The organism is Stutzerimonas chloritidismutans (genome assembly GCF_020783375.1).
GTDB classification, from domain to species: Bacteria; Pseudomonadota; Gammaproteobacteria; order Pseudomonadales; family Pseudomonadaceae; genus Stutzerimonas; species Stutzerimonas kunmingensis.
Genome location: NZ_CP086067.1, coordinates 2,900,835 through 2,914,085 on the forward strand (window position 1 = coordinate 2,900,835; position 13,251 = coordinate 2,914,085).

17 protein-coding genes and 1 pseudogene are annotated in these 13,251 nt (G+C 63.7%); 9 read left to right on the forward strand and 9 right to left on the reverse strand.

What is annotated here, in order from left to right; translation table 11 throughout:
* Positions 1 to 8: 8 nt before the first annotated feature.
* Complete coding sequence (locus LLJ08_RS13365; protein ID WP_228208942.1) at positions 9 to 1,142, forward strand: MFS transporter; 1,134 nt, start codon at positions 9 to 11, stop codon at positions 1,140 to 1,142.
* A 41-nt stretch (positions 1,143 to 1,183) separates the two neighbouring features.
* On the opposite strand, the gene LLJ08_RS13370 is transcribed toward LLJ08_RS13365, so the two are convergent.
* The 3 genes from LLJ08_RS13370 to LLJ08_RS13380 form a co-directional block, all read right to left on the reverse strand.
* Positions 1,184 to 1,792, reverse strand: a complete 609-nt coding sequence (locus tag LLJ08_RS13370; protein ID WP_228207247.1) for a DJ-1/PfpI family protein — start codon at positions 1,790 to 1,792, stop codon at positions 1,184 to 1,186.
* Between the two features lie 164 nt (positions 1,793 to 1,956).
* Positions 1,957 to 2,700, reverse strand: coding sequence for a class I SAM-dependent DNA methyltransferase (locus tag LLJ08_RS13375; RefSeq protein ID WP_228207249.1), 744 nt, complete (start codon positions 2,698 to 2,700; stop codon positions 1,957 to 1,959).
* Between the two features lie 172 nt (positions 2,701 to 2,872).
* Positions 2,873 to 3,520, reverse strand: a complete 648-nt coding sequence (locus LLJ08_RS13380; RefSeq protein ID WP_228207251.1) for a TetR/AcrR family transcriptional regulator — start codon at positions 3,518 to 3,520, stop codon at positions 2,873 to 2,875.
* A 73-nt stretch (positions 3,521 to 3,593) separates the two neighbouring features.
* On the opposite strand from LLJ08_RS13380, the gene LLJ08_RS13385 reads away from it, so the two are divergent.
* The 3 genes and pseudogenes from LLJ08_RS13385 (at position 3,594) to LLJ08_RS13395 (ending at position 6,685) form a co-directional block, all read left to right on the forward strand.
* Positions 3,594 to 4,697, forward strand: a complete 1,104-nt coding sequence (locus LLJ08_RS13385) for a DUF2855 family protein (RefSeq protein ID WP_228207252.1) — start codon at positions 3,594 to 3,596, stop codon at positions 4,695 to 4,697.
* A gap of 114 nt (positions 4,698 to 4,811) precedes the next feature.
* Positions 4,812 to 5,198, forward strand: coding sequence for an ester cyclase (locus tag LLJ08_RS13390; RefSeq protein ID WP_228207254.1), 387 nt, complete (start codon positions 4,812 to 4,814; stop codon positions 5,196 to 5,198).
* A 186-nt stretch (positions 5,199 to 5,384) separates the two neighbouring features.
* Positions 5,385 to 6,685 (forward strand): annotated as a pseudogene (locus LLJ08_RS13395) (methyl-accepting chemotaxis protein).
* A 38-nt stretch (positions 6,686 to 6,723) separates the two neighbouring features.
* Here the strand turns inward: LLJ08_RS13395 and LLJ08_RS13405 are convergent.
* Positions 6,724 to 7,506 (reverse strand): NAD(P)H-dependent oxidoreductase, encoded by a 783-nt coding sequence (locus LLJ08_RS13405; RefSeq protein WP_228207256.1) that lies wholly within the window; start codon positions 7,504 to 7,506, stop codon positions 6,724 to 6,726.
* Positions 7,507 to 7,590: 84 nt separating this feature from the next.
* On the opposite strand from LLJ08_RS13405, the gene LLJ08_RS13410 reads away from it, so the two are divergent.
* Positions 7,591 to 8,481 carry a LysR family transcriptional regulator gene (locus LLJ08_RS13410; protein WP_228207258.1) on the forward strand — a complete coding sequence of 297 codons (891 nt, stop codon included), beginning with the start codon at positions 7,591 to 7,593 and terminating at the stop codon, positions 8,479 to 8,481.
* Here the strand turns inward: LLJ08_RS13410 and LLJ08_RS13415 are convergent.
* Positions 8,478 to 8,861 carry a winged helix-turn-helix transcriptional regulator gene (locus LLJ08_RS13415; protein ID WP_042928036.1) on the reverse strand — a complete coding sequence of 128 codons (384 nt, stop codon included), beginning with the start codon at positions 8,859 to 8,861 and terminating at the stop codon, positions 8,478 to 8,480. The two genes, LLJ08_RS13410 and LLJ08_RS13415, sit on opposite strands and share 4 nt — an antisense overlap.
* A gap of 88 nt (positions 8,862 to 8,949) precedes the next feature.
* Between LLJ08_RS13415 and LLJ08_RS13420 the strand changes: the two genes are divergently transcribed.
* The 3 genes from LLJ08_RS13420 (at position 8,950) to LLJ08_RS13430 (ending at position 11,116) form a co-directional block, all read left to right on the forward strand.
* Entirely contained in the window at positions 8,950 to 10,008 is a 1,059-nt protein-coding gene (locus LLJ08_RS13420; RefSeq protein ID WP_228207259.1) for an SDR family oxidoreductase, read from the forward strand.
* Between the two features lie 80 nt (positions 10,009 to 10,088).
* Positions 10,089 to 10,556 carry an RNA methyltransferase gene (locus tag LLJ08_RS13425; protein ID WP_003281467.1) on the forward strand — a complete coding sequence of 156 codons (468 nt, stop codon included), beginning with the start codon at positions 10,089 to 10,091 and terminating at the stop codon, positions 10,554 to 10,556.
* A 137-nt stretch (positions 10,557 to 10,693) separates the two neighbouring features.
* Entirely contained in the window at positions 10,694 to 11,116 is a 423-nt protein-coding gene (locus tag LLJ08_RS13430; protein ID WP_228207260.1) for a DUF2141 domain-containing protein, read from the forward strand.
* A gap of 86 nt (positions 11,117 to 11,202) precedes the next feature.
* Here the strand turns inward: LLJ08_RS13430 and LLJ08_RS13435 are convergent, their stop codons facing one another.
* The 4 genes from LLJ08_RS13435 to LLJ08_RS13445 all read right to left on the reverse strand — a co-directional run bounded on the left by LLJ08_RS13435 (position 11,203) and on the right by LLJ08_RS13445 (position 12,531).
* Positions 11,203 to 11,451: an FmdB family zinc ribbon protein gene (locus LLJ08_RS13435; RefSeq protein ID WP_090518954.1), complete on the reverse strand. Its 249-nt coding sequence runs from the start codon at positions 11,449 to 11,451 to the stop codon at positions 11,203 to 11,205.
* A gap of 140 nt (positions 11,452 to 11,591) precedes the next feature.
* Positions 11,592 to 11,720: a hypothetical protein gene (locus LLJ08_RS20980; protein ID WP_023445530.1), complete on the reverse strand. Its 129-nt coding sequence runs from the start codon at positions 11,718 to 11,720 to the stop codon at positions 11,592 to 11,594.
* A gap of 134 nt (positions 11,721 to 11,854) precedes the next feature.
* Positions 11,855 to 11,998: a hypothetical protein gene (locus LLJ08_RS13440; RefSeq protein WP_014819973.1), complete on the reverse strand. Its 144-nt coding sequence runs from the start codon at positions 11,996 to 11,998 to the stop codon at positions 11,855 to 11,857.
* 131 nt (positions 11,999 to 12,129) lie between these two features.
* On the reverse strand, positions 12,130 to 12,531 hold the full coding sequence (locus LLJ08_RS13445; RefSeq protein ID WP_014819972.1) for a MerR family transcriptional regulator: 402 nt from the start codon (positions 12,529 to 12,531) through the stop codon (positions 12,130 to 12,132).
* A 62-nt stretch (positions 12,532 to 12,593) separates the two neighbouring features.
* On the opposite strand from LLJ08_RS13445, the gene LLJ08_RS13450 reads away from it, so the two are divergent.
* Positions 12,594 to 13,241, forward strand: a complete 648-nt coding sequence (locus tag LLJ08_RS13450; RefSeq protein ID WP_014819971.1) for a cation efflux transmembrane domain-containing protein — start codon at positions 12,594 to 12,596, stop codon at positions 13,239 to 13,241.
* Positions 13,242 to 13,251 lie beyond the last annotated feature (10 nt).

Below are 13,251 nucleotides of genomic sequence, written 5' to 3' on the forward strand. Positions count from 1 at the left end.
TGGCGGTCATGCTCGTCCTGCTGGTAGGCCTCAACCTGCGGCCTATCCTAGCGGCCATCGGGCCATTACTCGATGAAATCCAGGCCGCGACCGGTCTGGGCAGCGCCGGTGCAGGCGCACTTACCACCCTGCCCATCGCTGCCATGGGATTCTGCGCACTTGGCGGCGCCATGCTGCAAGCGAAGCTGGGCGAGCGCCGTGGCGTAGCGCTCGGGCTCACGCTGGTGGCGCTCGCCAGTGCCTTGCGCTGGGGCTCTCCGAACGGTGCGTGGCTGATCCTCACCGCCGCACTGGGTGGCGTCGGGATTGCCCTGGTGCAGGCGCTGATACCGGCGTACATCCACCGCTGCCATCCGCAGCGGACCAGTGCGCTGATGGGGCTCTACACCACCGGCATCATGGGCGGCGCTGCTCTCGCCGCTGCCAGTGCCGCACCGCTGGCAGAACGATTCGGTTGGGCGAATGGCTTGGCATTGTGGGCGATTCCGGCCGTACTGACCCTGTCGATCTGGTGGAGCCTGGCGCGCCCGCCGATCGCTACAGGGCGAACCGCGTCCCGGCCGTTGCCGCTGAAATCGTCACATGCCTGGCGTCTGTTGCTGTTCTTCGGCATCGGTACGGCGGCCTATACCCTGGTGCTGGCGTGGCTGCCGCCCTATTACACGGGCCTTGGCTGGAGCGCTGCGGACAGCGGCCTGCTGCTCGGCGGCATCAGCCTGGCGGAAGTCGGCGCCGGATTGCTGCTCTCCGCGCTGATCGGACGAATCCGGCAGCGGCGGCCGCTGGTGCTGGGCGTGTTGGCCGTGGTGCTGGGCGGGTTGTTGTGCCTGGCATTGGCGCCGCTGGCGCTGGCAATCCCGACGGCGATTCTGCTGGGTGTAGGTATCGGCGCGCTGTTCCCGCTCTCGTTGATTCTGGCCATGGACCATGCACGTGACTCGGCCGACGCCGGCTCGCTGCTGGGGTTCGTTCAGGGCGGCGGCTACCTGATTGCCGGCCTGGCCCCGCTGGGAGCAGGCCTGTTGCGTGACCGACTGGCGAGTCTGGCGGATGCCTGGCTGCTGATGGCTGTTGGCATCATGCTGTTGATGGGTCTGGCGTTGCAGCTCACCGCGCCGTCGCGAGAGGCGCAGCCGCTATGACGCAGCCGTATCGAGATACCTGATCAACCAATTGGCGATCATCAGGCGCAGTTCAGATACGGCTCGATATTGGCGAGCGCTCGCGCTACGTAGTCCTCCTTCTCCCCTACCGGCGCGACGTAGTGCAGCGCCTCGGCTGCCGCATCGAGCCCAACCAGCCGTGTCAACGTCCAAGCCGCCAGATAGATGGACGCCAGATAACCGCCGGCGGTTGCCAGGTTGCCGCGCGCGAAGAACGGTTGCTCCAGCACTTCGATACCCGCTTCCTGCACCCAGGGCTTGGTGGTGAGGTCGGTGCAGCCGGGAACGCCGTTCAGCAAACCCGCTTTGGCAAGCAACAGAGTGCCCGAGCACTGGGCGCCGATCAGCTGGCGTGCGGGATTGAGCCGCGCCAGCAGCTGCATCACTGCGAGATCCTTAGCGACTTCACGGGTTCTGATGCCGCTGCCGACCAGCACGGCGTCGCAGAACTCGAGCTCGTCTAGAGAAGCCTGTCGATACAGCCGCACGCCATTCATCGAGGCGACCATCTCGCTCGGCGAAGCCAGCGCCACACGCCAGCCCGGTCGCTTGATGCAGTTCAGGATGCCGAGCGCGATCAGCGAGTCCAGCTCGTTGAAGCCGTCAAAGGTAACAATGGCAATGTGCATGGCTGGGTCCAGCGTTAGTGAGTCGACCTATTCTCAAAGCGAGGCAGGCGCGCGCAAAGGCACAGTCGGAAGCGGCGATACCAGTACAGCGCGTAAGGCTGGCCACTGGGCGAGAAAGCGCTTGGTCACTCCACGGACCTGGACGAAGGGTCTGCCTTTCGCCGCTAAATCTTCACGCAGACGAATACCGCGTTCCCGGATGCCTGGTCCCAGGGCACGATCTTCTCGTAGTCATGCTCGAGCACATGCACTTCGAAGTACCGCTCCAGCAGCTCGCTTAGCTCGGTAAAGCTCACCGCCACCATCCTGTGTTCGTCGTGCCAGACCTGGCTTTGATCCGCGACGGATTTTTCGATGCGCAGCCTCAGCAGTTGCTGCTCCCCTTCACCCGGGTAGTGCCAACCGGAGCTGAAGGTGAACAGGCCGTCCGTATGCCTGGCCGTGTGCGAGACGAATGAGGCGTTGTCGATCCGAAGCTTGTCCACGGCGTTGAAGCAGAACAGCCCGCCCGGGGCCAACGCGGCATGCACGCTGGCGATACAGGCCTGCAATCGCTGAAGCTCGGCGCTGTAATGAATGGAGTAAAGAAAGCAGGTGATCAGATCGGCCGGCTGCTCGACCGCAAAGCCACACATGTCCTGCAGGGAAAACTGCGCTTGCGGGCAGCGCGCGGCTGCTCTGTCCAGCATCGGCTGGTTGATGTCGAGCCCGCCGCTGGTATAGCCGGCATCGATGAAATGGCGGACATGCGGGCCAGTGCCGCAGGCGAGGTCCAGATGCCTCGTCCCGCCGTTGCCGAACAGCTGCTGCAACCGGTGGACACAGTGGCTTTGCGCCCTGTAGTCGATGTCCGCACACATGAGATCGTAATAACCCGACAAGTCGGTATAGAGAGCATCGCCGGGCATGATGACCTGATGTGTGAGGAAACGATGGGGGCGCGCATATTATCCCGGCCGGCTAGAAATCGCCCGGCAATTACCGCCGCGCTGGCACATCCTGTTGCCCGTCCTCCGGATACCCGGCGACCGTATGCCGCCCCCTCTTTAGCGAGTCAGCTGAACGAAACGAAAGGCTGCCTCATGCTTGATCGCGCTCAGGCTGGGGCGACGGGCCAGCGAGCCTGTCCAGGCACAGCTGCTCCATACAGTTGGCCCAGTCAGCCTTCCGATCCGCTTCAAGCTGCACCAGCATCGCGTAGCGGCGGCCGCCCCATACCGATAGATGCAACGCTTCCAGCGTCGCAGCGCTCGGGCGTACCGGCAGATCGGTCGCCGCGTCGATGACCCGATGCCAGGCGGCCAACAGATCCTCGTAGACCCGACGCTGATGCTTGGGCTCGGCCACCAGCGTTTCCAGTTCGAGCATGTCCGGATGGAACCAGGGCAGCTGTGGCTCGACTCCGGCAAGGGCGCGTACCAATAGGCGGATGCGCTCGGGCCAGGCAAGCGCGGTTGGCGCTACGGCTTGCGCGTCAATCGCCTCCAGAAGCTGCTCGACGCAATAGCGCACGTAGCCCGAGTGCAGGGCGTGCTTGTTGGGGAAGTAGTCGTACAGGGTGCCGATGGCCACGCCGGCTTCGAGTGCGACCGCACGGGTCGTCAATCGAGCCCAGCCGTCGCGCTGCCATATCCGAACATAGGTATCGAAAATCGCCTGAACGGTGGCTTTGGCGCGCTGCTGAGTCGGCCGTTTGAGCGGCTTGGCGCTCGGCAATCGTGTGCTCATGAAATCCGAACCCGGCGGTGAAACGAAAGGGATAGAGTCGAAGCCGTCCATTTACGAACCCAAGGTGCCATCGATGAGCGTCATCCGCCAGTTGCAGAACAACAAGAAAGACATGCAGCAGACCCGCATTCAGACCCAACCGATGCCGGAGCTGCAACCCGGCGAAGCCCTGCTGCGTATCAGCCGGCTGGCACTGACCACGAACAATGTCACCTACGCCGCATTCGGCGAGACGCCTCACCTGCGCTATTGGGACTTCTACCCCACCGGCGATAGCGAGTGGTTCCACATGCCGGCGTGGGGCTTCGCCGAAGTCGTGGAGAGCACCGTCGATGGCCTGGCGAAGGGTGAACGCTTCTATGGATTCTGGCCGATCGCCAGCCATGTCGTGATGCAGCCGGTGCGCGCCTCCGAGCGCGGTTTCTACGACGGCGCCGAACATCGACTCGAACTCACCTCGGCCTACAACCAGTACCAGCGCATCAGCAGCGACGCCGCCTATCGCGCAGAGAGCGAAAACTACCAGATGCTGCTGCGCCCGCTGTTCATCACCTCGTTCATGCTGGCCGATTTCCTCGACGACAACGCCTTCTTCGGCGCGCGCCAGATCCTGATGTCGAGCGCCTCGAGCAAGACCGCGTATGGCACCGCGTTCTGCCTGCAGGACAACCCGGCCGTGCAGCTGATCGGGCTGACTTCCGCGGGCAACACGGACTTCGTAAAAGGACTGGGCTGCTATCGCCAGGCAGTAAGCTACGACCAACTCGCTTCGCTGGACCCGAGCGTGCCCACGCTCTACGTCGACTTCTCCGGCAGCGCCGATCTACGCCGGCAGATCCACAGCCATTTCAAGGATGCCCTGGTGTACGACTGCTTCGCCGGGTCAGCCCAGAACCACGAATACAGAAAGACGGACGCAACGCTGGCCGGTCCGCAGCCACAGCCCTACTTCGCGCCTTATCAGATCAAGAAACGCAACGCCGACTGGGGCCCCGCCGAGGTGACCCGCCGCTTCAACGAGGCGCAGCTGGCCTTCATCGCTCGGGTGAGCGATGCGCGGCAGCCCTGGATGCAGGTGCACGAACACGCTGGCCTGGAGTCCGCACAGGCGCTGGCCGAATCCTTGATCAAAGGCGACATCAATCCTCTGGAGGGCCACGCCGTGGTGCTCGACTGACCAGGTAATCGGTGCCGAGCAGATAACCTCAGCCAGTGCGGCCGATCGATGCGGCTGGCGTATATTGAGCCAGTCGCTAGCCTGACTATCGGACTTTCTTTGCGGGGAACGATCATGACTGGCGACGAGATCGCTGATTGCTACCGGGGCTACATCGCCTGTTTGAACAACAGGCGCTGGGCAGAGCTGGAGCGCTTCGTCCATGAAGAAGTGCACTACAACGGCCAGTTCGTCGGGCTGGACGGCTATCGCCAGATGCTTGAGGGCGACGTTCGGGCGATCCCCGATCTGCAGTTCAATATCGGGCTGCTCATCGTCGAGCCGCCCCATTTGGCGGCACAGCTGCGGTTCGATTGCACGCCCACAGGCGAACTATTTGGCTTTGCTGTGAATGGCAAGAGAGTCGTCTTTACCGAAAACGTCTTCTACGAGTTCCTCGAGGGAAAGATCCGCAACGTGTGGTCGGTGATCGACAAGAAGGCAGTTGCCGATCAGCTCTGAGGGCGATGACGGCTCACATCACATGTAGTGCGAAGACAAACGCGTGGTAATCGCACCCTTTCATGTTCTCGTTTCGGCACGCACCGCGTCGGCTCAACGGCTTTCGCTGGCGCGACACGAAGTCGCTCAAGCGCCCGCACTCTTCGCCGATATCGGAAGCACAACTAGATCGATTGGATGCCCTGCATGTTTAACAACCGCTTGAAAAAGGATTTGGAAGCCAAGGATGCCGAGCTGGCAATCCTGCGCCAGCTCATGGGCAAGATGAACGGTGACATGCTGTCGGTCACGCTGGATACCGACTTCAAGATCTGCGCGTTCAATGATCGATTCGCCAGTACCTTGGGCTACTCACACGGGCATCTCCAGGGCCGGCCCCTGGCCGAGATCGTTCCGCCCTACGTGAAGAACCTGCCCTGCTTTCACAACTTTCGCGCCGCGGTGGCCAAGCTCGAGCCGGTCAGCGACGACTATCGGTACCTGCGCGCCGACGGCAGCCTCGCCTGGTTGAAGATCCATTGGTATCCGATCGCAACGGCCGACGGAAAGCTTTCGCATATTCAGGGTTTCGGCAGCGATATCAGCGAGGCCGTGTATCAGGCGAAGGAGAACGAGGCATTCATCACCGCCCTGCTCCGCTCGACCGCGGTTATCCAGTTCAATCTGGACGGAACGGTGGTCACGGCCAATGAGCAGTTTCTCCAGACCATGGGCTATTCGCTCGCGGAGCTCAAAGGCAAACATCACAGCCTGTTCTGCACGCCGGAAGATGCCGCTTCGGCGGATTACAAGGCGTTCTGGCAGAAGCTCAACCGCGGCGAGTACGTCGCCGACCGCTTCAAGCGTGTCGACCGCCATGGCCGCGAGGTTTGGCTGGAAGCGACCTACAACCCGGTGCACGACACCGAAGGCAACCTCTACAAGGTGGTCAAGTTCGCCAACGTGGTGACCGATCAGGTCATGCGGGAGGCTGAAGTGCGGCAAGCCGCGGGCGTCGCCTACGACATATCGCTGCAGACCGACGTCAGTGCCGAGCGCGGCGCCAGCGTGGTGAAGGACACCCTGGTGACGATGCAGAAGATCACCGACCAGGTGCAGTCCGCCACCGATGGCATCGAGGCGCTCGGCAAGCAGTCGCTGCTGATCAGCTCCATCGTCCAGACCATTCCGCGCAGACCAACCTGCTGGCCTTGAACGCGGCCATCGAGGCCGCCAGGGCTGGCGACCAGGGTCGCGGTTTCGCGGTGGTGGCCGACGAGGTCCGGCAACTGGCCGCGCGCACGAGCACCGCTACCGACGAGATCGTCAATGTGGTGCAACAGAACCAGGCGCTGGCCGACGAAGCCGTGCGCAACATGTTCGCCAGCCGCGAACAGGCGGTGCAGGGCCTGGGGCTGGCCAACCAGGCCGGTGCGGTGATCGTCGAGATTCAGGACGCCGCCAAGCAGGTGGTCAGTGCGGTCGAACGGTTCGCCAAGGAACTCTGACGACGTAACGACAGAACACGCCCCTGCCCCTGGAGCTGTTACGGCTGTTCGACATGCGCGACAAAGCCGACCTGCCCTGGCGCCACCTCGGCCCTGAGCGTTAGCGCCGGAATGTCGTAGTCGCCGCCGTTCTGTTTGCGATAGGCGATGGGCTCAGTGCGCCAGAGGTGGTCCAGGCGCTTGCCCAGTTCGTCGCGGAGTGTGTCGAATCGGGCCCGGTCGATGCGGCTGGTGCGGTGCACCAGAAACGGTGGCAGCACATCGAAGCCCGGGTAATGCAGGATGCCGTGATGGATGGGGAACAGCAGGTCCTCGATGGGCCCGTTGATCCCCCGCGGGCTGTAGTGTGATTCCCAGCCGCCGGTAGTCACGATCAGCATCGCCCGCTTGCCGACCATCGAGCCCTCGCCGTAGCGATCGCCCCAGCGCGCATCCGAGTGCTCTCCGACGCCATAAGCGAAACCGTAGGCATATACCCGGTCGACCCAGCCCTTGAGGATCGCCGGCATCGAGAACCACCAGAGCGGGAATTGCAGGATCAGCGCATCCGCCCAGCGCAGCTTGTCCTGCTCGGCCGCGATGTCGGAACTCTGCCGGCCACTGGCGAACGCGCGTCGGGAATCCTCGGAAGCATCGAAACGCGCTTCGGGGTCGCGATCTAGACTGTCGCCGGCATCGATCGCGGCCTTCCAGCCCATGGCATACAAGTCGGAAACCTGGACCTGATGGCCAGCCGCCTGCAGACGGTGGACGGCAAATTCCTTCAGCGCGCCATTCAACGAGCGCGGTTCGGGATGGACATAAACAAGCAGAACATTCATGGGAAACCTCCGTAGCGGGACGGCTGCAGAATGTCGCTTGCCCAGGTATGTTTGAAATGAATAAGCCATATCTCAGGTATTGCCATGAATAATCTCAGACGTCTCGATCTGAATCTGCTGGTGACCCTGGACGTGTTGCTGGCTGAGCACAATGTCACCCGCGCCGCAGAGCGCCTGAATTTTTCCCAGCCCTCGGTGAGCGTGCACCTGGCCAAGCTGCGGGACATTTTCGATGATCCTCTGCTGATACCCGGGCCGCGAGGCATGCGCCCGACTGCACGGGCTGAAGCGTTGCGCGAGCCCCTGCGCCTGGCGCTGGAGGCGCTGGAGCAAGCCGTCGCCCCAGCCAGCCCGTTCGACCCTGGCGCCGCGCAGAACGTCTGGCGCATCGCAGCCAGCGACTATGGCGAGTCCGCCATTGTGCTACCCGCTCTGGCCGGCCTGCGGTCCGCCGCACCGGGCACACGCATCGCCGTGGTAGAGATGCAGCCTTCGCGCATCGCCCGCCAGGCTGAACAGGGTGATATCGACCTCGCCTTGCACACCGTCGACGGATCGCCATCCAACCTGCGCCGCCGTGTTCTGTTCACCGAGCGCTACGTGCTGGCCGGCCGTGCCGGGCATCCCCGCCTGCGGCGACGGCCGACGCTAGAGCAGTTCTGCGCGCTGGATCAGGTGATCGTCTCACCGGATGGCGGCGGCTTTCACGGTGCCACCGACGATGCCCTGGCCACGCATGGCCTGCAACGGCGCGTGGTGCTGTCGGTGCCGCATTTCCTGTTCCTGCGCTCGGTGCTGGAAAGCACCGACCTGGTGGCGATGCTGCCCGAACGGCTGGTTCAGGGTGTTGCACTGCAGGTCGTCGAAGCGCCGCTGGAGATTCCAGGCTACGAAATGGCCATGCTCTGGCATGAACGCGCCCATCGCGACCCGGCCCATCAATGGCTGCGCGAGCAGATCGTCAACGCGATCTAGCCCCGCCTGCGCGACGTGCTTCTGGGCTGCAGCTGATCCAGCGCGCCGGAGTTCTGCCTTGCCCAGTCGTAGATCAGTTCGATGGGTTCAACCATCAGCTGGCCCAGCGGCGAGAGCGCATAGCTCACCGCCGGCGGCACCGAATCGAGCGTGTGGCGCTCGATCAGGCCGCTTTGCTCCAGTTCGCGAAGCGTCTGGATCAGCATTTTCTTGGAGATGCCAGGCAGGCTGCGATGCAATGCGCCACTGCGTGCGGTGCCTCCATGCCGGGCATGCAGCGTGTGCAGAATCATGCTGGTCCACTTGGTGGAGAAGAGCTCAAGCACGCGTCTCGGTGCGCAGTCTTCGCGCCATTGTTCTTCGTCAGAGCCCGGTTGCATGGGGGATGGTCACCATTTGGTGCCGACTTGGATCGGCATTTTCGAGTGGGTAAGGTGCAGGCCTGTTTCGCTTTGTGGGGGTCTGCACATGACAAATCAAGCACTGGTGGTCGGCGCGAGCGGCATTGTCGGCAGCGCGCTGTCGCGCCTGCTGGCCGATGGAGGCTGGAACGTCGCCGGACTGGCTCGCCGGCCGAATACCGAGGCGGGTGTCACGCCGATCAGCGCCGATCTGCTGGACCCCAAGGCGCTCGCCTCGGCGCTGGCCGGCGTTTCACCCACTCACGTCTTCCTCACCACCTGGGCGCGCCAGGCCAGCGAGGCGGAGAATATCCGCGTCAACGCGCAGATGGTACGCAACCTGCTCGAAGCCGTCCGGCCGGCTGGTACGCTGCGCCATGCCGCCCTGGTCACCGGCCTCAAGCACTACCTCGGCCCGTTCGAAGCCTACGGCAAGGGTGCGCTGCCGCAGACGCCGTTCCGCGAGGAACAGGAGCGGCTGGATGTCGAGAACTTCTATTACGCCCAGGAAGATGAGGTGTTCGCCGCGGCGGAGCGCGATGGCTTCAGCTGGAGCGTGCATCGCCCGCACACCATCACCGGCGTCGCGGTCGGCAACGCCATGAACATGGCCACCACGCTGGCCGTGTACGCCTCCATCTGCCGCCATACGGGGCGGCCTTTCCGCTTTCCGGGCTCGGACGTGCAGTGGCACAGCCTGACCGACATGACCGACGCCGCTCAGCTCGCCCGGCACCTGCGCTGGGCCGCCAGCACGCCGGCAGCCGCCAACCAGGCCTTCAACGTCGTCAATGGCGATGTGTTTCGCTGGAAATGGATGTGGTCGCGCATTGCCGAGTGGTTCGGCATCGACGCCGCGCCGTTCGCTGGTCCGGCCCCGTTGGAGCAGCAGATGGCGGGCGACGCGGCAATCTGGAGCGACATGGCGAAGCAGTTCGGTCTCGCCGAGGCGGACATCGGCACGCTTATCTCGCCGTGGCACACCGATGCCGATCTGGGCCGCCCGATTGAGGTGGTGACGGATATGTCGAAGAGTCGCAAGCTCGGCTTTCTGGATTACCAGGCCAGCGACGAGGCGTTCTTCGATGTCTTCGCCAGGCTGCGGGCGCGCAAGCTCATTCCCTGACCCGGTCGCGCAGCGCTAAAAACCCGTTGCCGACCAAACCGTCCCGTATACTCGCGCGTTTTCCGCGCGAGTCCCCTTCCGTGAGCAACAAACGCTATGCCTGCATCGGCCTGAGCAACCCGAAATCGCCGTCCAACGTGGGGGCGATCATGCGTGCCGCAGGCTGCTATGGCGCCGCTTCGGTGTTCTACACCGGCACCCGCTACGACCGCGCCAAGGACTTCGTCACCGACACCAAGAAGGTCCACCAGGACATTCCGCTGATCAACATCGACGACCTGCGCAAGATTCTCCCGCTCGGCTGCGTGCCGGTTGCGGTGGAGCTGGTCGAAGGCGCCCGCTCGCTCCCCGAGTACACGCACCCGGATCGCGCGCTGTACATCTTCGGTGCCGAGGACGGCTCGCTGAGCAAGGAAATCCGCGACTGGTGCGAGGACGTGGTGTACATCCCCACCAACGGCTGCATGAACCTCGCCGCGACGGTGAACGTGGTGCTCTACGACCGCCTGGCCAAGGGCAACAACACCCGCTCCGGGCCGCAGTTCTGATCGAACGATGGATGCGCTACACGCCGCACGTGGACAACGCTTCGCTTGTTCGCTGAAGATGGCGGTGATCGACTCCAAGCGTCGCCGGCCACGTTTGAATTCGGCGATTTCCGCATCCTCGATTTCAAGAGCACAGCATGAAAGCACTTCCGATTCTGGGCGCTGCCCTCGCACTCTTGGTCCCCTCGGCCTATGCCGAGGAACTGCAGGTCACGCTCGACGGCCTGCAGCACGACAAGGGTCAGGTGGCCGTGGCGGTTTATTCCAGCGCGAAAACCTTCCGCAAGGACGACCAGGCGTTCGCCGCGCAGAAAGCCAAGGCCGAGCAAGGCGCCGTGACCCTGGTGTTCAAGGACCTGCCGCCCGGACGCTACGCGGTGCTGGCCTACCATGACGAGAACGACAACGGCGAGATGGATCGCCGCTTCGGCATGATCCCCACGGAAGGCTATGGGCTGTCGAACAATCCCAAGGTGATGGGCCCACCGTCCTTCGAGGACAGCGCATTCGAGGTGCCCGCCGGCGAACCGACCCGGGTCATGCTGGAGATGCGTTACTAACGAAACAACTCGGGAAACCGCGTGGAAAAGGCTTCGCCGTTTTCCACCCTAGCGACGCGACGCCGCATCCAAGTCCGCGGCTGAACTCAGCGGCAGTTGCCGGCACAGCCGCCGCGGGCACATGCCGGCGCTTCCGGATTCTTCAATACGCGGCTGTTGACCACCCCGGCAGCCGTCATCAGTTTGGTCACCGGCGCGTCGTCCGGAATGTTCGAATCTTCGGCCAGCGCGCCGGCCGCGCGCAGTTCGCCCCAGGTTTTCGGCCGTAGCGCCATGGCATGGCGAACTTCATAAACCTGACCGTTGGCATCGCAGCGGTAGTCGTAGGTTGGCATGGTATTCCTCTCGTGATGATTCGGTGCCGGCAGCCCGTGCTGACAGCCGCGGGCTGTCTGCTGCACACGGCCGCACTCGTAAAGCACTGTGCTTTTCAGCAGCGTCGTGAGCGGCTACGGAAACCGCCGGCACGTACTGGCTATGCCGATTTCATCATCACCAGCGCGAAACCCACCACGATGCCAGCCAGGGCAATCAGCCAGCCGATGCGATGGGCGCGGTTCTTCTGGGCTTGGCGGACGGGGTCTACGGGCTTTTTCTTTCTCACGATTCACCTGGCTCTGGAAAACACGCTGCTGCCGCTTGGCGCTCACGCCTCTCGGCGCAGCGCGCCTTTTTAGGCCGGGCGGGTCGAATTGTCCAGTGGATGAACATTCACGCGAGGTCACGCCTGGCCGGCGTCTAGCCGAGCGGGCTCTGATCGGCTTCCGGTTGGTCGTTCGAATCGGTGCCTGAATCGTTTTCGCCCGAATCCGGCACATCGCCGTACTCGTCGTAGTCCGGCGGGGTCAAGCCATCCTTGAGCGGGTCGTCTGGATCGATCATGGCAGCTGTCCTCTGGCAACAATGGGCTTTGGTGACATTGCCTTGGAACCCGAAGGCAGACCGTGCGTTTCGTCAGCGCTGGACATCTCGATGTGCGGTGCGTGCGCACCGAGTCGCGCAACACCGCGGACCTAGGGCCGACGCACTCCCGTCAGGGTTTCGATGATGCGGCACTCGCGGACCGACGATTCGCTGCAGCCCGCCAAGCGCTGCAGCTCCGCTTCGAGCCGCTGCAGATCGGCGATGCGCTGGCGCACTTCGACCAGATGCGTCTGCACCAGGCGATCGACATCGGTGCAGGCATGCTCGGGCTGGTCGGCCAGCTCGACCATGGTGCGGATCTCGTCGAGGGAAAACCCCAGCTCCCGCCCACGCTTGATGAAACGCAGCCGCGCGGCGTCCTGCTCGCTGAACGTGCGATAGCCGGATTCGGTGCGCGACGGCGCCGCCAGCAGCCCGATGCGCTCGTAATAGCGGATGGTCTCCACGTTCACTGCCGTGGCCTTGCTGAGTTTGCCGATCGTGAGTGGCATCGCTTGACCCTGTAGTGGCTACAGGGTTTAGCGTAGCGCCATCGACAACTGGAGGCGATGTCATGGCGGGAAATTGTTGCAGCGGCGGCTGCGCCACCACGGCGGCACGCGGACGCTATCGGCGCATTCTCTGGATTGCGCTGCTGATCAACCTGGCGATGTTCGGTGTCGAGATCGGCGCAGGCGTGCGCTCGGGGTCGGTATCGCTGCTGGCGGACTCGCTGGATTTCTTCGGCGATGCGGCCAACTACGGCGTCAGCCTGTTCGTGCTGGGCCTGGGCGTGGTGATGCGGGCGCGGGCGTCGCTGGCCAAGGCGCTGACGATGGGCCTGTTCGGCGTGTTCATCCTGGTGGTGGCGATTGGCAATTTCGTCGATGGCAGCGTGCCGCATGCCTCGACCATGGGCGTCGTCGGCGTGATCGCGCTGCTGGCCAATATCGCGGTGGCCGCCATGCTCTACGCCTACCGCGAAGGCGACAGCAACATGCGCAGCGTCTGGCTATGCAGCCGCAACGATGCGCTCGGCAACCTGGCGGTGATGCTGGCCGCGCTGGGGGTGTTCGGCACCGGCGCCGGATGGCCCGATCTGATCGTGGCGACGATCATGGCGTTGCTCTCCATCAGCGCGGCGGTGCAGATCACCCGCCATGCCCTGGAAGAGTTGCGATCCGAACGGATGGCGGTCAGCGATGTGGAGCGACGCGCCTGATCCCGCGGGG